The organism is Pseudomonas sp. LBUM1641 (assembly GCF_059716235.1).
The window spans coordinates 7,002,776-7,027,138 of record NZ_CP166815.1 but is presented as its reverse complement, the minus strand read 5'-3'; the positions used below and the strand labels follow the sequence as shown (position 1 = coordinate 7,027,138).

Here is a 24,363-nt window from a genome sequence, read left to right as displayed (position 1 = left end):
AAGTCATGCACAGACGTCAACTCCTCAACCTGCTGCTGGCCAGCGCGGTGTTCACCCTGCCCTTTGGTGTATCTGCCGCGCAGATCCGCAATGCACGGTTGTGGCGCTCGGATAACAAGCTGCGGCTGGTGCTGGATCTCAGCGGCCCGGTGCAATACAAGACCTTCACCCTGACTGCGCCGGAGCGGTTGATCATTGATTTGAGCGGCGCGAAGCTGACCGGGGATTTCAGCCAACTGGCCCTGACCAACAGCGGCATTACCTCGATTCGCTCGGGGCACTTTGGCCAGGGTGATACGCGGATCGTGCTGGATTTGAAGGCGCCGATGCAGCTCAACAGCTTCCTGCTGCCGCCTCAGGATGGCCAAGGTCATCGCCTGGTGCTGGACCTGACCAGTGCCACCCATGCGCCTCAGCAAATCGCCGCGGCACCGGCGCCCTTGGCATCGCCGGTGGACAAGGCGCATCCGAAACGCGACATCATCGTGGTGGTCGACCCAGGCCACGGCGGCAAGGATCCCGGTGCGATCGGCTCCAAAGGCCAGCGTGAAAAAGACGTGGTGCTGTCCATCGCCCAATTGCTGGCCAAGCGCTTGAAGCGTGAGAAGGGCTTCGATGTGAAGCTGGTGCGCAACGACGATTTTTTCGTGCCGCTGCGTAAACGCGTGGACATCGCCCGTCAGCACAAGGCCGACATGTTTATCTCGGTGCACGCCGATGCGGCGCCACGGCTCACGGCGTCAGGCGCTTCTGTCTATGCGTTGTCTGAAGGCGGTGCGACCTCCGCCACCGCGCGGTTCATGGCACAACGGGAGAACGGCGCCGACCTGCTGGGCGCCACCACCTTGCTCAACCTCAAGGACAAAGACCCGATGCTCGCCGGCGTCATTCTCGACATGTCGATGAACGCCACCATCGCCTCCAGCCTGCAACTGGGCAGTTCGGTGCTGGGCAGCCTGCAAAGCATCACCTCGCTGCATCAAAAACGCGTGGAACAGGCCGGCTTTGCGGTACTCAAGTCGCCGGACGTGCCGTCGATCCTGGTGGAAACCGGGTTTATCTCCAACACCCAGGACGCCCAGCGGCTGGTCACCGCGCGCCATCAACAGGCGGTGGCAGACGGTTTATTTGAAGGGTTGAAGAATTACTTCCAGAAGAACCCGCCGATGAACAGCTACATGGCCTGGGTTCAGGAACAGAAGAATGGCCAGGTCTAACAGCCGGTAATCCGGCTGCAGGTGAATTTGGCGCTGGCACCACCAGAACTGGAAAAACGGTTGATGGTGGTCCAGCCCACTCGCCGCGTGTAGCCCACCCACGCCTCACCATCGGATGCCAACCCGGTAAAGAAGGTCAGCTGCCCGTAGCGGCTGTTGGTCTGTGCCCAGTAGCGTTTGCCGATCACCTCGAAACCTCGCAAATACGTGGTGCTGCCCGCCGTCGCGACGCTGTAGGCATTGCCCTGCGCGTCGACGCATGCCAGCAGGTTGGCGCTGCGGGTGCAGTTGGCCAGCAGGCTGGGCGCCTGGGCATTGGCCTGACTCGCCACCATCAGCAACACACCGCACAACAGGTATTTCATAGAGGCTCTCGGGCGTTATTCGGTGGCAAGCATTGCGCCCTTCGTCGTTGCGAGCAAGGGGGATTGGCTTATTTGCATTGTTATACTATAACATTAAAAAACAGCCTGATCCGTGAACCGCCTCCAATGACCGAACAAGACCTTCTCGCCCAACCGTTCGCTGATTACATGAGTGAAGCCCAGCAAGGTTTCTTCCGCGAGCTGTTGCTGGCTCAGCGCAACGAGCTTCAAGTGCGTATCGATGCCGAATTCATGGTGCTGCGTGAACAGGAACCCAACAGCGATCCCGCCGATGTGGGCAGCGCTGAAGAACAGCGCCAATGGCAACTGCGCCTGCTGGAGCGCGAAAAGAAGCTGTTGGACAAGATCGACGAAGCCCTGGAACACCTGGCCCGCGGCGAATACGGCTGGTGCCGCTCCACCTGCGAACCCATCGGCCTCAAGCGGCTGTTGCTGCGCCCCACGGCCACCCTGTGTATCGAAGCCAAAGAACGTGAAGAGCTGCGCGAACGCCATCAACGGGCGATTTGACCGGCCAACCCTGATGAGGAATACCTGATGCCCAATCGTCTCCCCGTTACTGTGCTGTCCGGATTCCTCGGCGCCGGTAAAAGCACGCTGCTCAACTACGTCCTGCGCAACCGCGAAAACCTGCGGGTGGCGGTGATCGTCAACGACATGAGCGAAATCAACATTGATGGCAGTGAGGTCCAGCGCGACGTCACCCTCAATCGCTCCGAAGAAAAACTGGTGGAAATGAGCAATGGCTGCATCTGCTGCACCTTGCGCGAAGACTTGCTGGAAGAAGTCGGAAAGCTCGCCAAGGAAGGTCGGTTCGATTACCTGCTGATTGAATCCACCGGCATCTCCGAGCCACTGCCGGTGGCCGAAACCTTTACCTTCCGCGACGAAGAAGGCCAGAGCCTGGCGGACATCGCCCGGCTCGACACCATGGTCACCGTGGTCGACGGCATGAACTTCCTGCTCGACTACCAGGCTGCCGAAAGCCTGGCGTCCCGGGGCGAAACCCTGGGTGAAGAGGACGAACGCTCGATCACCGACCTGCTGATCGAGCAGATTGAATTTGCCGACGTGATCCTCATCAGCAAGATCGACTTGATCAGCAGCAGTGAGCGTCAGGAGCTGATGGCGATCCTGGAGCGCCTGAATGCCCAAGCGGAAATCGTCCCGATGGTCATGGGCGAAGTGCCGCTGGCGAAGATCCTCAACACCGGTCGGTTCGACTTCGAACGCGCGTCCCAGGCACCCGGATGGTTGCAGGAATTGCGTGGCGAGCATGTGCCGGAAACCGAGGAATACGGCATCGCCTCCACCGCGTATCGCGCCCGCCGCCCATTCCATCCACAGCGTTTTTTCGACTTTATCGACCGGCCTTGGGTGAATGGAAAACTGCTGCGCTCCAAGGGCTTTTTCTGGCTGGCCAGCAAACACCAGGACGCCGGCAGTTGGTCCCAGGCCGGCGGGCTGATGCGCCATGGTTTCGCCGGGCGCTGGTGGCGTTTCGTGCCGAAAACCCAGTGGCCGCAGGACGAGGAAGGTGTTGCCGCGATCATGAACAACTGGCAGCCGAGTACCGGCGATTGCCGCCAGGAACTGGTGTTTATCGGCCAGAACATCGACTTCGCGCAGATGACCGCCGAGCTGGACGCCTGTCTGCTGACCGACGATGAAATGGCCACAGGCGTCGAAGGTTGGCGCTTGTTGGCTGATCCCTTTGGCCCTTGGTTCGAAGAGGCTGCCTGATGCTGGCACCGACCCTGAAACTGCGCCCGGTGATTCGCCAGACTCACGGTGAAACCCCGGCCGTGCTCACCGATATCCTTGAAGACGGCGTGAACCTGGCGGTGTGGCAGCGTCAGTTGCCGCTGCACATCGCCGAGTTCGGCGCGTTGCTGGTGGCGCTCAATGAGCCGTTGGCCGAGTCGCTGGTGGTTGAGCTGAACAGCGAAGACGCCGAGCCGAACTTGCAGGACTTCGCGTCAGGTAGCCGCGACCTTGAAGGCTACGAAGGCTTTATCGCCGATGTGTCGTGGCTGGTCAGCGCCTTTGCCTGTTTGCTGGGTGCCAAGCGCATCGGCGTACGTTTGCGGCTATTGGACAAGGCGATGTGCCCGCGCTTTCACGTGGACCATGTGCCGGTGCGGCTGATCACCACCTTCGCCGGCATCGGTAGCCAGTGGTTGCGTGAAGGCGTGATGGAGAGGCGGCACCTGAGCCAGGCGAGCGCGGAGCCGGAAGCGCGCATTGAGCAAATCCACTGCGGTGAAGTGGCGTTGCTCAAAGGCGAAAAATGGCACGGCAACGAAGGCTTTGGCCTTATCCACCGTTCTCCGCCGTTGCAAGCGGATGAGCGACGGTTGATCCTGACGCTGGATTGGTTGGCGTAACCGGGTAGGATCGAACCTCTCTACACGGTCTGAATGATGTCCACCATGCTGCAGAACATTCCCACCCACGTGATTGCCGGGCCCTTGGGCGCCGGCAAGACCAGCCTGATCAAGCACCTGCTGGCGCAGCGCCCGGCCAACGAGCGCTGGGCGGTGTTGATCAACGAGTTCGGGCAGATTGGCCTGGATGCCGCGTTGCTGACCCGCGATGACGACGGTATTGCCCTCGGGGAAGTGGCGGGTGGTTGCCTGTGTTGCGTCAACGGTGCGCCGTTCCAGGTAGGACTGGGCCGTTTGTTACGTAAGGCCAAGCCCGACCGGCTGTTTATCGAACCGTCCGGGCTGGGGCATCCGGCTCAACTGCTCAAGCAATTGCGGGAAGCGCCCTGGCAGCAGGTGCTGGCGGTGCAGCCGTGCGTGCTGGTACTCGATGCCCAGGCGTTGGCGGCTGGCAAGCCATTACCCAATGCCCAACGTGAAGCGTTGGCCAGCGCCGGGCTGTTGGTATTGAATAAGAATGAAGCCCTAAGTGATGCGCAGCGCCTGGTGATTCAAGGGCAATTGCCTGACCGGCCGATCTATTGGACTCAGCAGGCGCAACTACCCCTGGCGCAATTGCCGGGTTTGAACGCTCAAGCCGCAGCGGCTGTGGATAACTTCGAGGTGCCCAAAGGCGTGGGGCAAATGCCGGCCATCTGGACTGACCCGTCGGCGCCGATTTGCCTGAGTCAGGGCCAGGAGGGTGGCTGGAGTATTGGTTGGCGCTGGCATCCGAGCCAGCAATTCGACCGGCAGCGCTTGCAGCAATGGCTGGAGTCGCTGGATTGGCGGCGGGCAAAACTGGTTATCCACAGCCTCGACGGTTGGATGTCGGCCAACGCTGTGGATAACGCCGTGTTGGCCTGGCTGCCCAGTGAATGGCGCCGGGATTCGCGTATCGAATTGATCTTTGGTGAAGCGCAGGACGTTGCGCAATTACAGGACGGGTTAGCCGATTGCCGTCAGTGACGGGTCTTGCTGCTGCCATGCTCCTGGCGCCATTGGCTTAGCTCAATGATCTCGGCGCTGGGCAGCGGCGTCTTGATCTCAAACGGGTAGGGCGCCAGCTCGATTTGCGCGCTGTGGGCACCGAACTGGGTGATGGTTCCCGGGTGCCGCGTTTCGCCGGTCACGGTGAATTCAAAGTTGTAGATCCGTGCCAGACGCCGCCGACCGCTGGCATCCTTCACAAAACCGATGCGTTTCAACGCCACGGCGCCATCGAGCAGCTCGATGTCGAGCTTGGCGCAATGCTGCTTGACCCGTTCCAGCGCCCGCTCGCGCAGGCCGTGGTTGTGCCACAGCCAGGCGGCACCGGTCGCCAGCAGCATCAGCACGAAGATATTTCCGAGGGTCAGCATTCGATGAACTCCAACAAAGTGTGGCCAGCTTAACTGCGTCTCCGGTCTGTCGTACAGGCCGCGTTTAGTCGCATACTGCGCAGCCAGAAATTCAACCGCTTTACGGAAATCCCCTGCATGAAACGTACGCCCCATCTGCTTGCGATCCAGTCTCATGTGGTCTTTGGCCACGCCGGAAACAGCGCCGCCGTGTTCCCCATGCAACGGGTCGGGGTGAACGTGTGGCCGCTCAATACCGTGCAGTTCTCCAACCACACTCAGTATGGTCAGTGGGCGGGAGAAGTGTTGGCTCCGCAGCAAATTCCTGCGCTGGTGGAAGGCATCGCGGCGATTGGTGAGCTGGGCAACTGTGATGCGGTGCTGTCCGGCTACCTGGGCAGCGCGGCCCAGGGGCGGGCGATCCTTACCGGCGTGGCGCGAATCAAGGCGATCAACCCCAAGGCCCTGTACCTGTGCGACCCGGTGATGGGCCATCCGGAAAAAGGCTGCATCGTGCCCCAGGAGGTCAGCGACTTCCTGCTGGAGGAAGCGGCGGCGATGGCCGACTTCCTGTGCCCCAACCAGCTGGAGCTGGACAGCTTTGCCGGGCGCAAGCCGCAGTCGCTGTTCGATTGCCTGGGCATGGCCCGTGCGTTGCTGGCTCGTGGGCCGAAAGCGGTGTTGGTCAAGCACCTGGATTATCCCGGCAAGCTGCCAGACGGCTTCGAAATGCTGTTGGTGACGGCTGAAGGCAGCTGGCATCTGCGTCGGCCACTACTGGCATTCCCGCGTCAGCCGGTGGGCGTGGGGGACCTGACGTCGGGCCTGTTCCTGGCGCGGGTGTTGTTGGGCGACAGCCTGGTGGCGGCTTTTGAGTTCACCGCTGCAGCGGTGCACGAAGTGCTGCTGGAAACCCAGGCGTGCGCCAGCTATGAGCTGGAGCTGGTGCGCGCCCAGGACCGGATTGCCCATCCGCGGGTTCGCTTCGAGGCAACCCCCATAGGGCTTTAAGGCCCGTCGGCCTTGATTTCCTGATAGCGCTTTTCCAGCTCCTGGCGAATCTGCCGGCGTTGCTGGGCCTGCACAAACCGGCGCTTGTCTTCGCTGTTCTGCGGTTGCAGCGGCGGCACGGCGGCCGGTTTGCGCTGGTCATCCACCGCGACCATGGTGAAAAAGCAGCTATTGGTGTGGCGCACCGAACGCTCGCGGATGTTCTCGGTGACCACCTTGATCCCCACTTCCATCGACGTGTTGCCGGTGTAGTTGACCGAAGCCAGGAAGGTCACCAGCTCACCCACATGGATCGGCTCGCGAAAAATCACCTGGTCCACCGACAACGTCACCACATAGCGGCCGGCATAACGGCTGGCGCAGGCGTAGGCCACTTCGTCGAGGTACTTGAGCAGCGTGCCGCCGTGCACATTGCCTGAGAAGTTGGCCATGTCAGGGGTCATCAATACTGTCATCGACAGCTGGGCGTTTCCGGGTTCCATAGCACACTCACGGGTTGTAGGCATTGGGTGGGGAGGCACCTCTGCGGGTGCTGGAATCTTTGCAGAGCCATTCATAACGGGACGCTGGGCCCCGGCTTGCCGTCACGCCTGGGGCGATCTGTTTCCATATATTGCACCGGCTTTCTGTCGCAAGTCGCGGTGTTACCCTTCAAAAGCCCGCCTCAAGGGCAATTCTTACGATCAAGGCTGACTTTTCTTTCCGTTCATTGCGACCTTTCGGGGTGAATGCGTGGAAATGGGAAAAGCGCCAGTACCCCTCAAGGAGCCCCTCGCCATGCACGCCATCAGCTTTATCCAGGACCTGGCCGTGATCATGCTCGTGGCCGGGGTGGTGACGATCCTGTTCCATCGGCTCAAGCAGCCAGTGGTGTTGGGGTATATCGTCGCCGGCTTCATCATCGGCCCGCACACCCCACCGTTCGGCCTGATCCATGATGAAGACACCATCAAGACCCTGGCCGAGCTTGGGGTGATTTTCCTGATGTTCTGCCTGGGCCTCGAATTCAGCCTGCGCAAGCTGTTCAAGGTCGGCGCCACCGCGTTTATCGCGGCGTTCCTCGAGATCATCCTGATGATCTGGATCGGCTACGAAATCGGCCGCTGGTTCGACTGGAACACCATGGACTCATTGTTCCTGGGCGCGATCCTGGCGATTTCCTCCACCACCATCATCGTCAAGGCCCTCAATGACCTGAAGATGAAAAACCAGCGTTTTGCCCAGCTGATTTTCGGTGTGCTGATCGTTGAAGACATCCTCGGCATCGGCATCATCGCTTTGCTGTCGAGCATCGCCGTCAGCGGTACGGTCAGCTCCGGCGAGGTGTTCTCCACGGTCGGCAAACTCTCATTGTTCATGATCGTTGCGCTGGTGATCGGGATTTTGCTGGTGCCGCGCCTGCTTGAGTACGTGGCCAAATTCGAAAGCAACGAGATGCTGTTGATCACCGTGCTTGGCCTGTGCTTCGGCTTCTGCCTGCTGGTGGTCAAGCTGGAATACAGCATGGTGCTGGGGGCGTTCCTGATCGGCGCAATCATGGCCGAATCCCGGCAACTGTTGAAGATTGAGCGCCTGATCGAACCGGTTCGCGACATGTTCAGCGCGATCTTCTTTGTCGCCATTGGCTTGATGATTGATCCGCAGATTCTGCTGCAATACGCCTGGCCGATCGCGGTGATTACCGTGGCCGTGGTGCTGGGCAAGATGTTGTCCTGTGGCTTGGGGGCATTTATCGCCGGCAACGATGGCCGCACCTCGCTGCGGGTGGGGATGGGCCTGTCACAGATTGGCGAATTTTCATTCATCATCGCCGCGCTGGGGATGACGTTGCAGGTCACCAGTGACTTCCTGTATCCGGTGGCGGTGGCGGTTTCTGCGATCACCACGCTGCTTACCCCGTATCTGATTCGTGGCGCTGACCCGCTGTCGCTGAAGATAGCGGCTGTGATGCCCAAGCGCATGAGCCGGGTGTTCGGGATGTATGGCGAGTGGCTACGCAGCATTCAGCCCCAGGGCGAGGGTGCGATGCTGGCGTCGATGATCCGCAAGATCATTTTGCAGGTGGGTGTGAATCTGGCATTGGTGGTGGCGATCTTCTTTGCCGGCAGCTTTTTTGCGGCGCGCATTGGCAGTTATGTGGAAGGCTGGATCAGCGATCCGAGCTGGCAGAAAGCATTGATCTGGGGTGGGGCATTGCTGCTGTCGCTGCCGTTTTTGATTGCGGCGTACCGCAAGCTCAAGGCGCTGTCGATGCTGCTGGCGGAGATGAGCGTGAAGCCGGAAATGGCTGGGCGCCACACTCAGCGCGTGCGCCGGGTGATCGCCGAAGTGATCCCGATTCTTTCGTTGTTGGTGATTTTCCTGCTATTGGCAGCCTTGTCGGCCAGTATCCTGCCGACCAACAAGTTGCTGGTACTGATCGCCGTGGTAGCGGCCGCCGTGGCCGCCGTGCTGTGGCGCTGGTTCATCCGCGTGCATACGCGGATGCAGGTCGCCTTGCTGGAGACCCTGGATAACCATAAGGACACGTTGTAGGAGCGAGCTTGCTCGCGAAAAACCTGAGAGCGCCGCGTTCACTCAGGAGGCCAGCGTTATCGTTGATGATTTTCGCGAGCAAGCTCGCTCCTACAAGGTGGTGCGGGGTCTCAGCTTTCCAGCCAGACGTCTCGTGCCCAGTGCCACACCGATTCCCAGGTTTCTTCGGTGACGAGTTCTTCTTCGCCGGACCACAGCACCACGGTGCCGTCTTCTTCGACGCAGTAGTAGTCGTCGCCGTCCTGGCAGATCGGGATCATGCTCCGGTCAACACCGGCATCCCAGGCGTTGGCGGCAACGTCCGGCAGGTAGGTGTGGGACTGTGGGTCGGTGACGGTCACCGGCTCCAGGCTGCCGTAGACCACGTCGCTGACGGTCAGCAGGAATTCCCGGAAGACGAACGGGATATCGATGAACAGTTGTTCCTCGATTTCCACCAGTTGGTCTTCGTCAGGCAGCTCCAGAGGAACCGGTACCGGTTCGTTGGCTTCACGCAATTGTTCGATAACTTCTTCCACGGCCGGGATCCTCTTGCTAGATGGCGCGGTTAATAGGGGCGTTTTATACAGTAGCTCGCTATAAGTGCAACCGTGAAATAGAAAACCCCGGACAAGTCCGGGGTTTTTGTTACAGCGCACTCAAAGCGTGCAGGGATCAGCCGTTCTGGCGGATACCGGCGACCAGCCAAGGCTGGTTTTCGCCCTGTGGACGTTCCATGTTCCAGCTTTCGCTGAACACTTCGCCCTGGTCGAAACGCGAGGTCTTCGACACGCCGCTGAAGGTCAGGGTGGCGATGGTCTTGTCGGCGCGGTCATCCACACCTTCAAGCTGCACTTTCAGGTCTTCGATGTAGGTCGACTGGAAGCCGTCGCCCAAGTCAGCACGTTCGCGCTTGAGGAACTCCAGCAATTGCGGGGTCACGAACTCGGCGATCTTGTCCATTTCGTTGGCGTCCCAGTGTTGCTGCAGCGCCTGGAAGTGGCCACGAGCGGCTTCGACGAAACGCTCTTCGTTGAACCAGGCTGGCGCATTGATCACCGGACGAGCGGCAGGTGCGGCCGAACCCCCAAAGATCGAACCCATTGCAGCAGGCTTCTGTTCGAACACTTCACGCTGCATCGGCGCGCCGGCCGGAGACATGTGCTCCTGCTGCTTGCGGCGACGGGCGGCGATAAAGCGGAAGATCAGGAAGGCGATGACCGCCATGATCAGGATGTCGAAGATCTGCATGCCCTGGAAGCCGCTGCCCATGAACATGGAGGCGAGCAGGCCACCGGCCGCGATACCGGCCAGAGGGCCCAACCAGCGCGAAGCACCGCCAGCCTTGGCAGCGGCGCCTGCTGCACCGGCAGCACCAGCGGTCGCAGCTGCGCCGCCCATGCCGCCGCCGGCAGGGGCCATTTGGCTGGTCTGGTGGCTCGGCGCCGAACCCATGGATTTGCCGCCACCGAAGCGCTTGGCGTTGGCGTCGAGGCTCATCGTCAGGCCGATGCACAACGCCATGGCGATGCTAAGAAAACGTTTCATAAAGGGAATTCCCATTTGTGGATTGCACGCGCGCCATGTTGCACAGGTGTGTTGGCAGTGGCCAGCGGCATAATGTTTCGGGCTTTTGCGTAGGGCCAATACCGAATCGTCTGTAGGACTTAGTACAGATATTGGCCCCACCGTTGCCAAATACAAGGGCGGGCCAACATCCTTCATGTTCTGCAGTTGTTTCAGATTGCTTCGAGCTTGGCGTAGCCCATCATCAGCCACTTGCTGCCTTCGGCGAAGTTCACCTGCACCCGGGCCTGGGCACCGGCGCCTTCGAAGTTGAGGATAACGCCTTCGCCGAAGACCGCATGCTTGACCTGCTGGCCAAGGCTGAACGGCGTTTCGGGAATTTCAGAACCGGCAAACATGCTGCTGGAGTTCTGCTGCTGGCCGCCGCCGAACGGTCGGCTGACGCTGTTGGAGAGGCGCACTTCCTGAATCAGTCCTTTCGGCACTTCACGTACGAAGCGCGACACCTTGTTGTAGGTCTCACTGCCGTACAGGCGCCGGGTTTCGGCGTAGGTCATCACCAGGTTCTGCATGGCCCGGGTGATGCCCACATAGGCCAGGCGGCGTTCCTCTTCCAGGCGGCCGGGCTCTTCCAGGCTCATCTTGTGGGGGAACAGGCCTTCTTCCATGCCCACCAGGAACACGTACGGGAACTCCAGGCCCTTGGCGCTGTGCAAGGTCATCAGCTGGATGCTGTCTTCATGCTCGTCAGCCTGGGTGTCGCCGGCTTCCAGCGAAGCGTGGCCGAGGAATGCCGCCAGTGGCGTCAGGTCTTCGTCTTCTTCGTTGTTTTCGAACGCGCGGGCGGCGCTGACCAGTTCCTCAAGGTTTTCTACCCGGGCTTGGCCTTTCTCGCCTTTTTCCGCTTCGTGGTAGGCGATCAAGCCGGACTGCTCGATCACGGTCTGAGTCATCAGGTGCAGAGGCATTTCCATGCACTTGGCGGCCAGGTTCTCGATCAGCTCGACAAACACGCCCAAGGCACCGGCAGCACGGCCGGTCAGGCCCTTGTTGGCGATCAGCAGGCGCATGGCTTCCCACATCGACACATCGCTGTGGCGTGCATGGTCACGAATCGCTTCGACAGTCTTCTCGCCAATGCCGCGGGCCGGGATATTGATCACCCGCTCCAGCGCCGCATCGTTGCCGCGACCTTCCAGCAAGCGCAGGTAGGCCATGGCGTTCTTGATTTCAGCACGTTCGAAGAAGCGCTGGCCGCCATAGATACGGTACGGAATGCGCTCGCGCAGCAAGGCCTCTTCCAGCACCCGTGATTGGGCGTTGGAACGATAAAGAATCGCGATATCGCTGCGGGCCAGGCCGGTTTTCAGGGCGCTTTCGATGGTTTCCACCACGTAGCGCGCTTCATCGTGTTCGTTGAAGGCGGCGTACAGGTTGATCGCCTCGCCTTCGCCGCCGTCGGTCCACAACTCTTTGCCCAGGCGCCCGGTGTTGTTGGCGATCAAGGCGTTGGCGGCCTTGAGAATCCCGGCCGTGGAGCGGTAGTTCTGCTCCAGGCGGATGGTTTCGGCGTCCGGGAAGTCGTCGCTGTACTGGTAGATGTTCTCGATTTTCGCGCCGCGCCAGCCGTAGATCGACTGATCGTCGTCGCCCACCACCATCAGGCTGTCGCCGCCCTTGGCCAGCAAGCGCAACCAAGCGTACTGCACGGCGTTGGTGTCCTGGAACTCGTCCACCAGGATGTGCCGGAAGCGTTTCTGGTAGTGCGCCAGCAAGCCCGGGTTGTCGCGCCACAGGTCGAGGGCGCGCAGCAGCAATTCGGAGAAGTCGATGACGCCGGCGCGCTGGCAGGCCACTTCGTAGGCTTCATAAATGCTGCGCATGGTGGCCAGGAACAGGTCGCCGCTGGCCTGGATATGTTGCGGGCGCAGGCCTTCATCTTTCTGGCCGTTGATAAACCACTGGGCCTGACGGACCGGCCAGCGTTGTTCATCCAGGCCCAACTCGCGGATCACCCGCTTGACCAGGCGTTGCTGGTCGTCGCTGTCGAGAATCTGGAAAGTCTGGGCGAGGCCGGCTTCCTGCCAATGGGCCCGCAACAAGCGGTGCGCCAGGCCGTGGAAGGTGCCCACCCACATGCCGGCCGGGCTGATGCCCATCAACTGCTCGATGCGATGACGCATCTCGGCAGCGGCCTTGTTGGTGAAGGTCACCGACAGGATGGAGTGAGGTGAGGCGTTCTCGACCTGGATCAACCAGGCGATACGGTGCACCAGCACTCGGGTTTTACCGGAGCCAGCACCGGCCAGGACCAACTGACGGCCAACGGGGGCTGCTACGGCCTGGCGTTGGGCATCGTTGAGGGAGTTCAGCAAAAGGGAGAGATCATCGCGCATCGGCGCATTCTAGGGTGCCCGGGGGAGTCGGGCAAATCCCAATGCCGGATGGTCGCGGGAAAACTTCAGGGCCTACACTGGATAAGGCAGCAATCTATTCACGGTGATGACCGGTCGGTCATTGGCCGCAGCCCGCGCCCTGTCTCACTCAAGCTGTCTGGCTCCAAGGTTTGCGCCTGATTGTCGCGCTGTTTTTATGACGTGGAGCAGTTTGGCCCGAGCGTTTGCTTGTGTATGCTCCGTCGACGTTTCGGGCTCACCATTATAAGAACACTGCCTATGACCCTTAGCATTGACCTGGCTGGCCCTTCGGTGGCGCCGGCGCAGGTTATCCGCAAACACTACGCCATGGAGATGGCGGTCGAGCGCACGCGCCTGCTGTATCAAGGCTCACTGCTGCCTACCTTATTAATGCTGGTGAACGGACTGGTCTGCGCCTGGTTGCTCTGGAGCCCGCAGCGCTACCTGCTGGACAGCATTTGGCTGGTGTGGCTGCTGGCGCTGGTGGCCCTGCGGGTGATTCAGGTGGCGGCGTTCGAGTCCGCTATGCCGAGCCGCCAGGCACAGCCGATCTGGCGCCGAATGTTCATGCTGGGCTCGGCCATCAGCGGCCTGACGCTGGCCAGTGCTGCCATCGCCCTGGTGCCGGTGGACAGCTTCGCGCAGCAGGCCTGGGTGTTCGGCTTGCTCGGCGCGGCGACCTTGTCCGCCAGTGTGGCCTACGCCGTCAGCCTGCCAGCATTCCTGTCGTTTGCCTTGCCCTGCCTGGTGCCGGCGATTATCTATCTGTTCTGGAGCGGTGACCCGCAGCAGCAAGGCTGGGGTTGCCTGGGCCTGATTTTGCTGGCGTCTTTAAGCCTGGTGGCGTGGCAGGTCAATCGCTTGATTCAACGTGGGCTGCTCAGGCGCTTCCAGAACCAGGCGTTGATCGAGCATCTGCAGCAAGCGCAGCAGCGCAGCGAGCAGCTGAATCAGGAACTGGTGCGTGAAGTGGAGCAACGACGCCAGGTCGAGCAAGAGCTGCGTGAGGCGCAGATCGGCCTGCAGCAGCGTGTCGATCAGCGTAGCCAGGAACTGGATGTCGCCAGCCTGGCCCTGAGCAAAAGCGAGGCGCGCCTGGCGATGGCATTGCAGGCCAGCGAACTGGGTCTGTGGGACTGGAACCTGCAAACCGACGAGGTCCACCACACCCAACTCAAGGAACTGTTCGGCCTGGAGCCGGAATACGTCACGGCGATGCTCAGCCATCTCAAGCCGCGGCTGCACCCGGATGATTTGCCGCTGCTCAAGCGTGCGCTGGTGGAACACCTGAAAGGCCGCAGCGAGGATTACCTGGTGGAATACCGGGTGCGCCATGGCGATGGCCATTGGGTGTGGATTCAGGACCGTGGCCGCGCCGTGGAGCGCTCGTCCAGTGGACGCGTCACGCGGATGCTCGGCACCCGCCGCGACATCAGCGCCGGCAAGGTCCTGGAAGAACAGCAGCGCCTGGCATCGACGGTGTTCGAAGCGGCCAGCGAAGGCATCGTGATCCTGAACCCGGACTATGTGCTGGTTGCGGTCAACCAGGCGTTCAGCCGCGTCACCGGCTTCGATATTGATGACATGATCGGCCGCAATGTCGTCGAACTGCCCAGCAGCCGCGACGCGCGTCGCCATTTCCCGGTGATCCGCCAGGCGCTGCTCAGTCACGGCACCTGGCAGGGCGAGCTGGTAGAAACCCGCAAGAATGGCGAACTCTACCCACAATGGCTGCAACTCAATGTAGTGCGGGATATTCGGGGAAATGTCAGCCACATCGTCGGCTTCTTCGCTGATCTGTCCGCGCGGCGCGAATCCGAGGAGCGCATGCGCTACCTCACGCATTACGACGAATTGACCGGGTTGGCCAACCGTTCGCTATTCCGCGAACGGCTGCGCGAAGCCCATCAACGGGTGCGCCAAGGCGGCCGCAGCCTGGCCTTGCTGCATATCAACCTGGACCGTTTCAAGCTGCTCAACGACAGCCTCGGGCATGAAGTGGCCGATCAGTTATTGCAGAAAATGGCCCGGCGCTTGATCAATGCCTTGCCCGAGGCCGACACCATTGCGCGGCTCTCTGGCGATGAATTCGCCGTGCTGTTCGATGCGTACGGCAACCTGTCGAGCCTGGCGCGGGTGGCCACGCGGCTGCTGGCCAAGTTGCGGGTGCCGGTGACGGTGGAAGGGCATGAGCTGGTGGTCAGCGCCTCAATGGGTGTCAGCCTGTTGCCCGACAATGCGCGGGAAATATCCGCACTGGTCAGCCAGTCGAACATGGCGATGCAGCACGCCAAGCATTTGGGCGGGAATAATTTCCAGTTCTACACCGACAGCCTGCAGGCCAGCACCCTGGAGCGTTTGCAGCTGGAAAACCAGCTGCGCAAGGCGATTGATGAGCGCCAACTCACCGTGTTCTACCAACCCAAGCTGTGCCTGGCCAGCGGCAAGCTGAATGCCGCCGAGGCGTTGATTCGCTGGGAGCATCCGCAGTGGGGCATGGTGCCGCCGGGGGACTTTATCGGGCTGGCCGAAGAAACCGGATTGATCGTACCGCTCGGGGAGTTCGTGTTGCGCCAGGCCTGCTGGCAAGCCTGTGAGTGGCAGCGCCAGGGGCTGGAACCGATTCGGGTGTCGGTCAATCTGTCGGTGCATCAGTTGCGCCAAGGGAAGCTGGTCAGCCTGGTGCGCCAGGTGCTGGAAGAAACCGGGCTTGATCCGCAGTACCTGGAGCTGGAGCTGACCGAAAGCCAACTGCTCGACAGTGTCGAGCACATCATTTCCACCTTCCAGCAACTGCGCGACTTGGGTGTGAAACTGGCGATTGATGATTTCGGCACCGGCTACTCGTCTCTCAGCTACCTCAAGCGCATTCCTGTGGATTACGTGAAGATCGACCAGACCTTCATCCGCGGCCTAGGGCAGGGCCGCGAAGATGCCTCGATCACCCGTGCAATCATCGCCATGGCCCACGGGCTGTCGCTCAAGGTGGTGGCCGAGGGCGTGGAAGATCAGCAGCAGCTGGATTTCCTGCGGGCCGAGCAATGCGATGAAGTGCAGGGCTATTTGATCAGTCGGCCGGTGGAAGCGGACGGTCTGGCGGATTTGTTACGAAAAAATGCCGATTTTCCGTAGTTATGCCCAAGCCGCACGCGGGGCTACATCGAGCCTGCCCGCTGTTTCAGCGGGCAGCAGCGTGATTAAGTGATGCATCGAGCGGGCAAATCGGTAATTCTTGTAGTATAACTACAAGCTTGCTACATCCCTGGCGTCTGCCAATAACAAGAGTCCAGCCCTTTGAACCTGTTGCAACATATCGCCCAGTCGCGCCACCTGTTACGCAAATCGGAACTCAAGGTTGCCGATCACGTGCTGCTTGACCCTGCGGCTGTGATGCACAGTTCCATGGCCGACCTGGCCCACAGCGTGGGCATCAGCGAGCCGACCATCGTGCGCTTCTGCCGCGCCATCGGTTGCTCCGGGTTCCAGGACTTGAAGCTCAAGCTGGCCCAGAGCCTCGCCGCCGGTGCGAGCTTCGGGCAGTTCGCGATTCACGAAGACGACTCCGTCGCCGACTACAGCCTGAAAATCTTCGACACCACCCTGCATACCCTGATGGAAGTGCGGGAAAAGCTCGACCCGGTGGAACTGCAAAAAGCCGTGACCGCCATGTCCCAGGCCCAGCGCGTGGAGTTCTATGGTTTCGGCGCGTCCGGCGCGGTGGCGGCGGATGCCCAGCACAAATTCTTCCGTTTGCTGCTGACTGCGGCGGCCTACAGTGACCCGCACATGCAGGCGATGTCGGCGGTGACGTTGAAGCCCACCGACGTGGCGATCTGCATTTCCCAGTCCGGCCGCTCCAAGGATTTGCTGATCACCGCCAACCTGGTGCGTGAAAGCGGCGCGACCCTGATTACCCTGTGCCCGAGCCAGACGCCTTTGGCGGAGCTGTCGACCGTCAACCTGGCGATCGATGTGCACGAAGACACTGAAATCTACACGCCATTGACCTCGCGTATCGCCCACCTGGTGGTGATCGACGTGCTGGCGATGGGCGTGGCCATGGCGCGCGGCCCGAGCCTGGTCAACCACCTCAAGAGCGTGAAGCGCAGCTTGCGCAGCCTTCGGTTGTCGCCCAAATCCGTAAAAGCGCTCGACGACTGATAGTTTGTACGCGGACCAATTGTGGGAGCGGGCTTGCTCGCGAATGCGGAGTGTCAGTCACTGAATATGCTGGCTGGCCCACCGCATTCGCGAGCAAGCCCGCTCCCACATGTTGATTGGGTTCTGCCCCGGAAGATTCATCGTCCTGTCATCCCCGTGCCGCTAAACCGTCATTGCCCAAGCCCATCCTGAACTCCCCGTACTCGCATTGGGAGACTCGAAATGGCTCGGCAATACGAAGAAAGCAACAGCACCGTCAAGACTCGTCGCCAACAGGAAGACCAGCGCCGCATGGCCTTCCGTCGTGCAATTGAAGACCGCTGCGATCAGCGTCAATTGCAACAGAGCATCAGTGACTATCCGGAACTTCATTGGCAGGCACCCGCGGCTGCCCAGCGAAGCGCTCAGCCAGCGCGCTGATCTGTAGCCGCTCGCTGCGGATAAAGCCCAGGAATGCATGGGCCACCGGTGACAGACGCTTGGCCTTGGCCTGCACCAGGCACCAACTGCGGTACAGCGGCAGTTCTTCCACCGGCAGCTCCTTGAGCCCGCCGGTGGCCAGTTCCAGGTTGACCGCGTGGCGCGTCAGCAGTGCCACGCCCAACCCTGCGGTCACGCACTCTCGCTGCGCCTCGGCCGAGGACACTTCCACCGTCTGGGTGAAGTGCACGCGCTTCTCCTTGAAGTACTCCTCGCACGCCATCCGTGTCCCGGACCCTGGTTCGCGCAACAGCAGCGTGTAAGGCTCCAGGTCCTGCAAACGCAGCGGCCCTTGATGGCTCAGCGGATGGTCGTGGGGCGCCACGGCAACAATCGGGTTGTTCAGGAACGGCAGGAATTCCAGGCCCATGTCCTGGGGCACCATGGACATGATCACCAGGTCATCACGGTTGTCCGACAGCCTGCGAATCACCTGGGCGCGGTTGACCACCGTCAGGTGCAGGTTGACCTCCGGGTGCTGGCGCTTGAAGGCGGCAAACAGGTGCGGCACGAAGTACTTGGCGCTGGATTCCACCGCCAGTTTCAGCTGGCCTTGCAATGAGCCCTGCATGTCGGAGAGCTGCATATCGAGGTTTTCCAGGCGGCCGAAGATGTCTCGGCTGGCCCGTTGCAACGCTTCGGCTGCTTCAGTCATATAGAGCTTTTTGCCGACGTAATCGAATAACGGCTGGCCCAGTAGCTCTTCCAGCTGCTTGATTTGTAGGCTAACGGCCGGCTGCGTGAGAGACATTTCTTCAGCTGCGCGGCTGTAAGAGCGCAAATCACAGACCTCATTGAAAATCTGCAACTGACGCAATGTCATACGCATCAATGACTTACGCATTGTTAAAACCCTCCCGTCGCCCTCTGATGCGCTGACTATAAGTCTTTACTTATACACAACCCAATTATTATTGATTTTTGTTAATCCCTGCAGGGGCATAGTGTGTGTCTCGCGATTGGCTTGAAACATTTGGTCACGCGCCGACCCGGCTCCAGCGGGTCGAAGTAGCTAGCAATCGGCTCAAGGGAATTTCCAAGTGATAAAAAAGATCCTGATCGCCAACCGTGGTGAGATTGCCGTACGTATCGTGCGTGCTTGCGCCGAGATGGGTATTCGTTCGGTCGCGGTCTATTCCGATGCCGATCGCCATGCCCTGCATGTAAAGCGCGCAGATGAAGCCCACAGCATCGGTGCCGAGCCGCTGGCCGGTTACCTGAACCCGCGCAAGCTGGTGAACCTCGCGGTGGAAACCGGTTGCGACGCGCTGCACCCCGGCTACGGCTTCCTCTCGGAAAACGCCGAGCTGGCAGACATTTGCGCCGAACGCGGGATCAAATTCATCGGCCCGTCGGCAGAAGTGATTCGCCGCATGGGCGACAAGACCGAAGCCCGCCGCAGCATGATCAAGGCCGGTGTGCCGGTCACCCCTGGCACCGAAGGCAACGTTGCTGACATCGCTGAAGCCCTCACCGAAGGCGACCGTATCGGTTACCCGGTGATGCTCAAGGCCACTTCCGGTGGTGGCGGTCGCGGCATTCGTCGCTGCAACAGCCGTGAAGAACTCGAACAAGCCTTCCCTCGCGTGATTTCCGAAGCCACCAAGGCGTTCGGTTCGGCGGAAGTGTTCCTGGAAAAATGCATCGTCAATCCCAAGCACATCGAGGCGCAGATCCTCGGTGACAGCTTTGGCAACGTGGTGCATCTGTTCGAGCGTGATTGCTCGATTCAGCGCCGCAACCAGAAGCTGATCGAAATCGCCCCGAGCCCCCAGCTGACCCCTGAACAGCGCGCCTACATCGGCGACCTGTCGGTGCGCGCAGCCAAGGCCGTGGGCTACGAGAACGCCGGCACCGTGGAGTTCCTGCTCGCCGAGGGCGAGGTGTACTTCATGGAGATGAACACCCGGGTGCAGGTGGAGCACACCATCACCGAAGAAATCACCGGTATCGACATTGTGCGTGAGCAGATCCGCATCGCGTCGGGCCTGCCGCTGTCGGTCAAGCAAGAAGACATCCAGCACCGTGGTTTCGCGTTGCAGTTCCGGATCAACGCCGAAGACCCGAAGAACAACTTCCTCCCAAGCTTCGGCAAGATCACCCGTTACTACGCACCCGGCGGCCCCGGCGTGCGCACCGACACGGCGATCTATACCGGCTATACCATCCCGCCGTTCTACGACTCCATGTGCCTGAAGCTGGTGGTGTGGGCGTTGACCTGGGAAGAAGCCATGGACCGTGGCCTGCGCGCCCTGGACGACATGCGCCTGCAAGGCGTGAAGACCACCGCCGCCTACTACCAGGAAATCCTGCGCAACCCGGAATTCCGCAGCGGCCAGTTCAACACCAGTTTCGTGGAAAGCCACCCTGAGCTGACCAACTACTCGATCAAGCGCAAACCCGAAGAGCTGGCCCTGGCCATCGCCGCCGCCATCGCCGCCCACGCAGGCCTGTGAGGAATATAAGAATGAGCAAGAAGATCTTCGTAACCGACACCATCCTGCGCGACGCCCACCAATCGTTGCTGGCGACCCGCATGCGCACCGACGACATGCTGCCGATCTGCGACAAGCTCGACAAAGTCGGCTACTGGTCCCTGGAAGTCTGGGGCGGCGCGACCTTCGACGCCTGTGTACGCTTCCTGAAAGAAGACCCGTGGGAGCGCCTGCGCAAGTTGCGTGCGGCATTGCCCAACACGCGCCTGCAAATGCTGCTGCGCGGCCAGAACCTGCTGGGCTACCGCCACTACAGCGACGACGTGGTCAAAGCCTTCGTCGCTAAAGCTGCCGTCAACGGTATCGACGTGTTCCGCATCTTCGATGCGATGAACGACGTGCGTAACCTGCGGGTGGCCATCGAAGCGGTGAAAGCGGCGGGCAAACATGCCCAGGGCACCATCGCCTACACCACCAGCCCGGTGCACACCGTCGAAGCGTTCGTGGCCCAGGCCAAGCAGTTGGAATCCATGGGTTGCGACTCGATCGCGATCAAGGACATGGCCGGCCTGCTGACGCCGTATGCCACCGGCGAACTGGTCAAGGCGCTGAAAGCCGAGCAAAGCCTGCCGATCTTCATCCACTCCCACGACACCGCCGGCCTGGCTGCGATGTGCCAACTCAAGGCTATCGAAAACGGCGCCGACCATATCGACACCGCCATCTCCAGCTTCGCCTGGGGCACCAGCCACCCGGGCACCGAGTCGATGGTCGCCGCCCTCAAAGGCAGCGAGTTCGACACCGGCCTGAGCCTGGAACTGCTGCAGGAAATCGGCCTGTACTTCTACGCCGTGCGTAAGAAGTACCACCAGTTCGAAAGCGAATTCACGGCGGTCGATACCCGTGTGCAAGTCAACCAGGTACCGGGCGGGATGATTTCCAACCTGGCCAACCAGTTGAAAGAGCAGGGCGCGCTGAACCGCATGAGCGAAGTGCTGGCTGAAATCCCGCGGGTGCGTGAAGACCTCGGCTTCCCGCCGCTGGTTACCCCGACCTCGCAGATTGTCGGCACCCAGGCGTTCTTCAACGTGCTGGCCGGCGAGCGCTACAAGACCATCACCAACGAAGTGAAGCTGTACCTGCAAGGCGGCTACGGCAAGGCGCCGGGCACTGTGAATGAAAAACTGCGGCGCCAGGCCATCGGCAGCGAAGAGGTGATCGACGTCCGTCCGGCCGATCTGCTCAAGCCGGAAATGACCAAGCTGCGCGGCGAAATCGGCGCGCTGGCCAAGTCCGAAGAAGACGTGCTGACCTACGCCATGTTCCCGGACATCGGCCGCAAGTTCCTCGAAGAGCGTGATGCCGGCACCTTGAGCCCTGAAGTGTTGTTGCCGATTCCTGAAGCCGGCGGCGTGGCCCGCGCCGGTGGTGAAGGTGTGCCGACCGAGTTCGTGATCGACGTGCACGGCGAAAGCTACCGCGTGGATATTACCGGCGTTGGCGTCAAGGCTGAAGGCAAGCGCCACTTCTACCTGTCCATCGACGGCATGCCCGAAGAAGTAGTGTTCGAACCGCTCAACGAATTCGTCAGCAGCGGCGGCAGCAAGCGCAAGCACGCCACCGAGCCGGGTCATGTCAGCACGGCGATGCCGGGCAACATCGTCGACGTGCTGGTCAAGGAAGGCGACGTGGTCAAGGCCGGCCAGGCCGTGTTGATCACTGAAGCGATGAAGATGGAGACCGAAGTACAGGCGTCTATCGCCGGCAAGGTCACCGCCGTTCACGTGGCCAAGGGCGACCGGGTCAACCCGGGCGAAATCCTGATTGAAATCGAAGGCTGACTGACAGCCTTCGACACTACCGCTTAATCCTCGGGGGGGCATGTGCCCCCTTTTTTTTCGCCTGTGATTTGCCCTCAGGCCGCCACGGCTTCCTTGGGTTTGAACGCCACAAAAACGCCGGTTGGGGTGTAGATCAGCTCCGGGGTGTAGGCCTTCAGGTTGCTGGTAACCGTGCCGAACTCGCCGTCAACCTGCTGGGCATCAACCACCCGTAGTTGCCGCGCCAGGAGCTGGTCGGTCTCGGCGCTGACTTCGATGTTCAACGTGGCGTTGTTCAGGACGGCGCGGTTGTCGACTTTCAACGTGCTGTGGGTTTCATCCGTGCCGACCTTGAAGGCCAGTGTCGAATCCGGTTCAAGGCGCAAGGTGTCCTTGACCCTTGTCTGCGACTTGGTGGCTGGGTCGAGCAGCAGGGTGCCCGCAACATTCAGGCTGCCGACGGTGCCACCCGTGTAGGTGCCTCCCGGGCGGATGTGCATCTCCCCGCCGATTCGGCTTTTGTTGACCAGGGTCGCGTTGGCGTAGACCTCGCCCTTCTGGTTGGCGGGCACGGGGCCGGTCAAGGTCCAGGCGCCGCTGCCCACCCACAGGTGTTGCATCTGGCTGGCGCCGTCAAAGCTGCCACCCTTGGCACTGTCCAGGAGCACCTGGTTGGTGCCGCTGCCTCCGTCGACTGCGCCGTCGAAACCGCCGCTGCTGCGCACAATCAACAGGTCGTCGCCGCCGCCCATGTCCAGGGCAATGCCGTTGCTGCCTTTGATCAGGCCTGCGTTCACCACCTCGTCTGCCTGGTTGCCCGCAAGTTTTACCCCGGTACCCTTTTTGTTTTCGATAAGGCCCTGGTTTTCCAGCCAGACAGGGTTCTGGCCGGCGCTTGAAAGGCCCTGGGTCGTGGCGGTAGGTGAGTTGGTGATTTCGACGCCTCGCAGTGAAGTGCGTGGGCCGGTTTTGGCGTAGGGGGAAATCAGCTGGCTGACACTATCGATATCCAGTCCTGCCCCACTGTTGAGGGTTACGGAGATGGAGGTGAAGTTTGCGCCGACCGGGGCGGCTGAAGGTGGCCGAGGCGCCACGGCCTCGGCCAATGACCGAGTGCCGTAGGCCAGCAGGGAGCCCATGGAAGGAAAGTACGGGATTGTCGACGACATAATGTTCCGGCCTCTTGGGTAAAAGAGACCGGAATGTAGCGAGCAACCCGGGTTGATGACTGTCAGGACATTGGGCCGATGCTTGCGGGATTGTTCCTCAATTCACCAAGGTTAGAACGCCATCTGCCAGTTGCCCATCAGTCCTTGTTGATGGCTGTTGCTGCCGACCTCGGCGGTGTAGGCCAAGCCCACGGTCTGTTGCGCCGAGAGTGCCAGGTCGATCCCGGTTTGCAAGGCCAGACTGTCACGGTCAAGGGAGGTGCCTTCGATGTTGAAGTCACTGTTGAAGGTCGGTCGTTTTACCCAGGCGGAGGATTGGCGCACGCTGCTGCCCACGTCGCCGTAGAGATGCTTCCAGCTTGTGCTTAGATGCGGTTTCAAGGTCATCCGGTTGTCCATTTCAAATGCGCTGGCCATGCGCAGGCCGAAGGTGCTGCTGAGGTTTTCCTGGGTCTGGGTGCCGACGTTCAGCGCGGTAAAACGGCCTTTTTCGGTGTAACGGTCACGGTGATAGCGCTGGTAGCCGACACCGGCATAGGGTTCGACGCTGAAGCTGCCCTTGTCCAGTTGATAGCCCAGTTCGGCGAAAGCGTTCTGGCTTTGGGCGTTGTATTTGCCTTTGGCCTGCTCGCGATAATCAACGAAGTCAAAGTCCACGGAGCGTTTGGTTTGGCCGGCATGGCTGCTGTAGATCGCACCCAAGCGCAGAGCCAGTGGCCCGTCTTGCCGCACCGCGTAACCACCAAGGTGCCAGCTGTCCAGATCACTCTTGAAGCGTTTGGCGCTCAGGTCGCTGGCAGATTTGGCGCCCATCACCCCCACTCGCCAGGCGTCGTTCAGTGCCCAGTCGCCACCCAGCATCAGGCCTTTAGTGCGGCGATCCAGCCCCGCGCTACCGTGCTGCCCGTCGAGCTTGCCAGTGTCGCCCAGAGCCTGGAGCCAGACGCGGCCATTGCCTGCGCCATCGCTGACGTTGCGACCGTCGCTCAGTTGGCGCATGGCTGAAAGCAGGCTGCTATTGAGCTGTTTCATGCTGTCTTGAGTGGCGGTGCCGAGGTTGGCGTTCTGGCTGCCTGCCAGTTGCTCAAGGACCGCACCCACACGGCCGGGTGCCAGATTGCCGAGTTCCCGGGCGACACTTTCCATTTCGTACTCATCCCATTCGTTGAGTTCTCCCGACTCGAGAAGGGTGTCCACGGCGGAGTCCAGCACGCGAGCGACCTGCTGCCCGTTGCGGGTGGTCGCTTGGTCGGCGAAGTAGAAGTCGGGAGTGGGCTCGGGTGGCTTGGGATACAGGTGGCCCTGTTGGCCGACCACCGGCTGTGGGGTGAACCACTCGCTGTCTGGATCAATCTCCCCTTGTGCCAGGACGAATTGAGCACTGGTGGCTCCCAGTGCGAAGGTGATGGCGACAGCGAGTTGTTTCTGTAGGAGTGGCATCTAAACCGAACCTCTTGATG

At 60.9% G+C, this 24,363-nt stretch carries 21 protein-coding genes and 1 pseudogene; 12 read left to right on the top strand and 10 right to left on the bottom strand.

Features of this window, described 5'->3' with window-relative positions; translation table 11 throughout:
• The first annotated feature begins 5 nt into the window (after positions 1 to 5).
• Complete coding sequence (locus tag ACA046_RS32485; RefSeq protein ID WP_459024855.1) at positions 6 to 1,217, top strand: N-acetylmuramoyl-L-alanine amidase; 1,212 nt, start codon at positions 6 to 8, stop codon at positions 1,215 to 1,217.
• On the opposite strand, the gene ACA046_RS32480 is transcribed toward ACA046_RS32485, so the two are convergent.
• Entirely contained in the window at positions 1,214 to 1,582 is a 369-nt protein-coding gene (locus ACA046_RS32480) for a glutamine synthetase (RefSeq protein ID WP_076013229.1), read from the bottom strand. The two genes, ACA046_RS32485 and ACA046_RS32480, sit on opposite strands and share 4 nt — an antisense overlap.
• A gap of 126 nt (positions 1,583 to 1,708) precedes the next feature.
• Here ACA046_RS32480 and dksA point away from each other — a divergent pair, with 126 nt between their 5' ends.
• The 4 genes from dksA to ACA046_RS32460 are packed head-to-tail and all read left to right on the top strand — an operon-like array spanning position 1,709 to position 4,998.
• A complete protein-coding gene (dksA, locus tag ACA046_RS32475) occupies positions 1,709 to 2,113 on the top strand; it encodes an RNA polymerase-binding protein DksA (RefSeq protein WP_497675641.1) in 405 nt (134 codons plus the stop codon).
• 27 nt (positions 2,114 to 2,140) lie between these two features.
• Positions 2,141 to 3,346 (top strand): zinc metallochaperone GTPase ZigA, encoded by a 1,206-nt coding sequence (gene zigA, locus ACA046_RS32470; protein ID WP_497675640.1) that lies wholly within the window; start codon positions 2,141 to 2,143, stop codon positions 3,344 to 3,346.
• Positions 3,346 to 3,990 (top strand): DUF1826 domain-containing protein, encoded by a 645-nt coding sequence (locus ACA046_RS32465; RefSeq protein ID WP_076013226.1) that lies wholly within the window; start codon positions 3,346 to 3,348, stop codon positions 3,988 to 3,990. The genes zigA and ACA046_RS32465 overlap by 1 nt, the downstream gene beginning before the upstream one ends.
• Before the next feature lie 45 nt (positions 3,991 to 4,035).
• Complete coding sequence (locus tag ACA046_RS32460; protein WP_497675639.1) at positions 4,036 to 4,998, top strand: CobW family GTP-binding protein; 963 nt, start codon at positions 4,036 to 4,038, stop codon at positions 4,996 to 4,998.
• On the opposite strand, the gene ACA046_RS32455 is transcribed toward ACA046_RS32460, so the two are convergent.
• Positions 4,992 to 5,390, bottom strand: coding sequence for a DUF3301 domain-containing protein (locus tag ACA046_RS32455; protein WP_017476780.1), 399 nt, complete (start codon positions 5,388 to 5,390; stop codon positions 4,992 to 4,994). The two genes, ACA046_RS32460 and ACA046_RS32455, sit on opposite strands and share 7 nt — an antisense overlap.
• 117 nt (positions 5,391 to 5,507) lie before the next feature.
• Here ACA046_RS32455 and pdxY point away from each other — a divergent pair, with 117 nt between their 5' ends.
• Positions 5,508 to 6,380 (top strand): pyridoxal kinase PdxY, encoded by an 873-nt coding sequence (gene pdxY / locus ACA046_RS32450; protein WP_003213465.1) that lies wholly within the window; start codon positions 5,508 to 5,510, stop codon positions 6,378 to 6,380.
• Here the strand turns inward: pdxY and ACA046_RS32445 are convergent.
• Positions 6,377 to 6,862 carry an acyl-CoA thioesterase gene (locus tag ACA046_RS32445; protein WP_003213461.1) on the bottom strand — a complete coding sequence of 162 codons (486 nt, stop codon included), beginning with the start codon at positions 6,860 to 6,862 and terminating at the stop codon, positions 6,377 to 6,379. The two genes, pdxY and ACA046_RS32445, sit on opposite strands and share 4 nt — an antisense overlap.
• 295 nt (positions 6,863 to 7,157) lie before the next feature.
• On the opposite strand from ACA046_RS32445, the gene ACA046_RS32440 reads away from it, so the two are divergent.
• Positions 7,158 to 8,915 (top strand): cation:proton antiporter, encoded by a 1,758-nt coding sequence (locus ACA046_RS32440; RefSeq protein ID WP_076013222.1) that lies wholly within the window; start codon positions 7,158 to 7,160, stop codon positions 8,913 to 8,915.
• On the opposite strand, the pseudogene ACA046_RS32435 reads toward ACA046_RS32440, so the two are convergent.
• The 4 genes and pseudogenes from ACA046_RS32435 to uvrD form a co-directional block, all read right to left on the bottom strand.
• Positions 8,911 to 8,997, bottom strand: a pseudogene (locus tag ACA046_RS32435) (outer membrane lipoprotein carrier protein LolA); the annotation flags it as partial. The gene ACA046_RS32440 and the pseudogene ACA046_RS32435 overlap by 5 nt on opposite strands.
• A gap of 28 nt (positions 8,998 to 9,025) precedes the next feature.
• Positions 9,026 to 9,433, bottom strand: a complete 408-nt coding sequence (locus ACA046_RS32430; RefSeq protein ID WP_003213456.1) for an SMI1/KNR4 family protein — start codon at positions 9,431 to 9,433, stop codon at positions 9,026 to 9,028.
• Positions 9,434 to 9,569: 136 nt separating this feature from the next.
• Positions 9,570 to 10,442, bottom strand: a complete 873-nt coding sequence (locus ACA046_RS32425) for a Tim44 domain-containing protein (RefSeq protein WP_497675638.1) — start codon at positions 10,440 to 10,442, stop codon at positions 9,570 to 9,572.
• 191 nt (positions 10,443 to 10,633) lie between these two features.
• Entirely contained in the window at positions 10,634 to 12,817 is a 2,184-nt protein-coding gene (uvrD, locus tag ACA046_RS32420) for a DNA helicase II (protein ID WP_459024843.1), read from the bottom strand.
• A 279-nt stretch (positions 12,818 to 13,096) separates the two neighbouring features.
• Between uvrD and ACA046_RS32415 the strand changes: the two genes are divergently transcribed.
• The 3 genes from ACA046_RS32415 to ACA046_RS32405 all read left to right on the top strand — a co-directional run bounded on the left by ACA046_RS32415 (position 13,097) and on the right by ACA046_RS32405 (position 17,419).
• The gene (locus ACA046_RS32415) at positions 13,097 to 15,970 is read left to right on the top strand and encodes a putative bifunctional diguanylate cyclase/phosphodiesterase (RefSeq protein ID WP_459024841.1); all 2,874 of its coding nucleotides are present in this window, start codon (positions 13,097 to 13,099) and stop codon (positions 15,968 to 15,970) included.
• A gap of 162 nt (positions 15,971 to 16,132) precedes the next feature.
• Positions 16,133 to 16,999, top strand: a complete 867-nt coding sequence (hexR, locus tag ACA046_RS32410) for a transcriptional regulator HexR (RefSeq protein ID WP_010168370.1) — start codon at positions 16,133 to 16,135, stop codon at positions 16,997 to 16,999.
• Positions 17,000 to 17,221: 222 nt separating this feature from the next.
• Entirely contained in the window at positions 17,222 to 17,419 is a 198-nt protein-coding gene (locus ACA046_RS32405; RefSeq protein WP_076013218.1) for a PA3496 family putative envelope integrity protein, read from the top strand.
• Here ACA046_RS32405 and ACA046_RS32400 read toward each other — a convergent pair.
• On the bottom strand, positions 17,349 to 18,323 hold the full coding sequence (locus tag ACA046_RS32400) for a LysR family transcriptional regulator (RefSeq protein ID WP_076013217.1): 975 nt from the start codon (positions 18,321 to 18,323) through the stop codon (positions 17,349 to 17,351). The genes ACA046_RS32405 and ACA046_RS32400 overlap by 71 nt on opposite strands.
• 196 nt (positions 18,324 to 18,519) lie before the next feature.
• Between ACA046_RS32400 and ACA046_RS32395 the strand changes: the two genes are divergently transcribed.
• Positions 18,520 to 19,935: an acetyl-CoA carboxylase biotin carboxylase subunit gene (locus tag ACA046_RS32395; RefSeq protein ID WP_003213442.1), complete on the top strand. Its 1,416-nt coding sequence runs from the start codon at positions 18,520 to 18,522 to the stop codon at positions 19,933 to 19,935.
• 11 nt (positions 19,936 to 19,946) lie between these two features.
• On the top strand, positions 19,947 to 21,755 hold the full coding sequence (gene oadA, locus ACA046_RS32390) for a sodium-extruding oxaloacetate decarboxylase subunit alpha (RefSeq protein WP_076013216.1): 1,809 nt from the start codon (positions 19,947 to 19,949) through the stop codon (positions 21,753 to 21,755).
• A 74-nt stretch (positions 21,756 to 21,829) separates the two neighbouring features.
• On the opposite strand, the gene ACA046_RS32385 is transcribed toward oadA, so the two are convergent.
• Entirely contained in the window at positions 21,830 to 22,903 is a 1,074-nt protein-coding gene (locus ACA046_RS32385) for a hypothetical protein (RefSeq protein WP_497675637.1), read from the bottom strand.
• A 111-nt stretch (positions 22,904 to 23,014) separates the two neighbouring features.
• A complete protein-coding gene (locus ACA046_RS32380) occupies positions 23,015 to 24,343 on the bottom strand; it encodes an autotransporter outer membrane beta-barrel domain-containing protein (RefSeq protein ID WP_497675636.1) in 1,329 nt (442 codons plus the stop codon).
• Between the last annotated feature and the right edge of the window lie 20 nt (positions 24,344 to 24,363).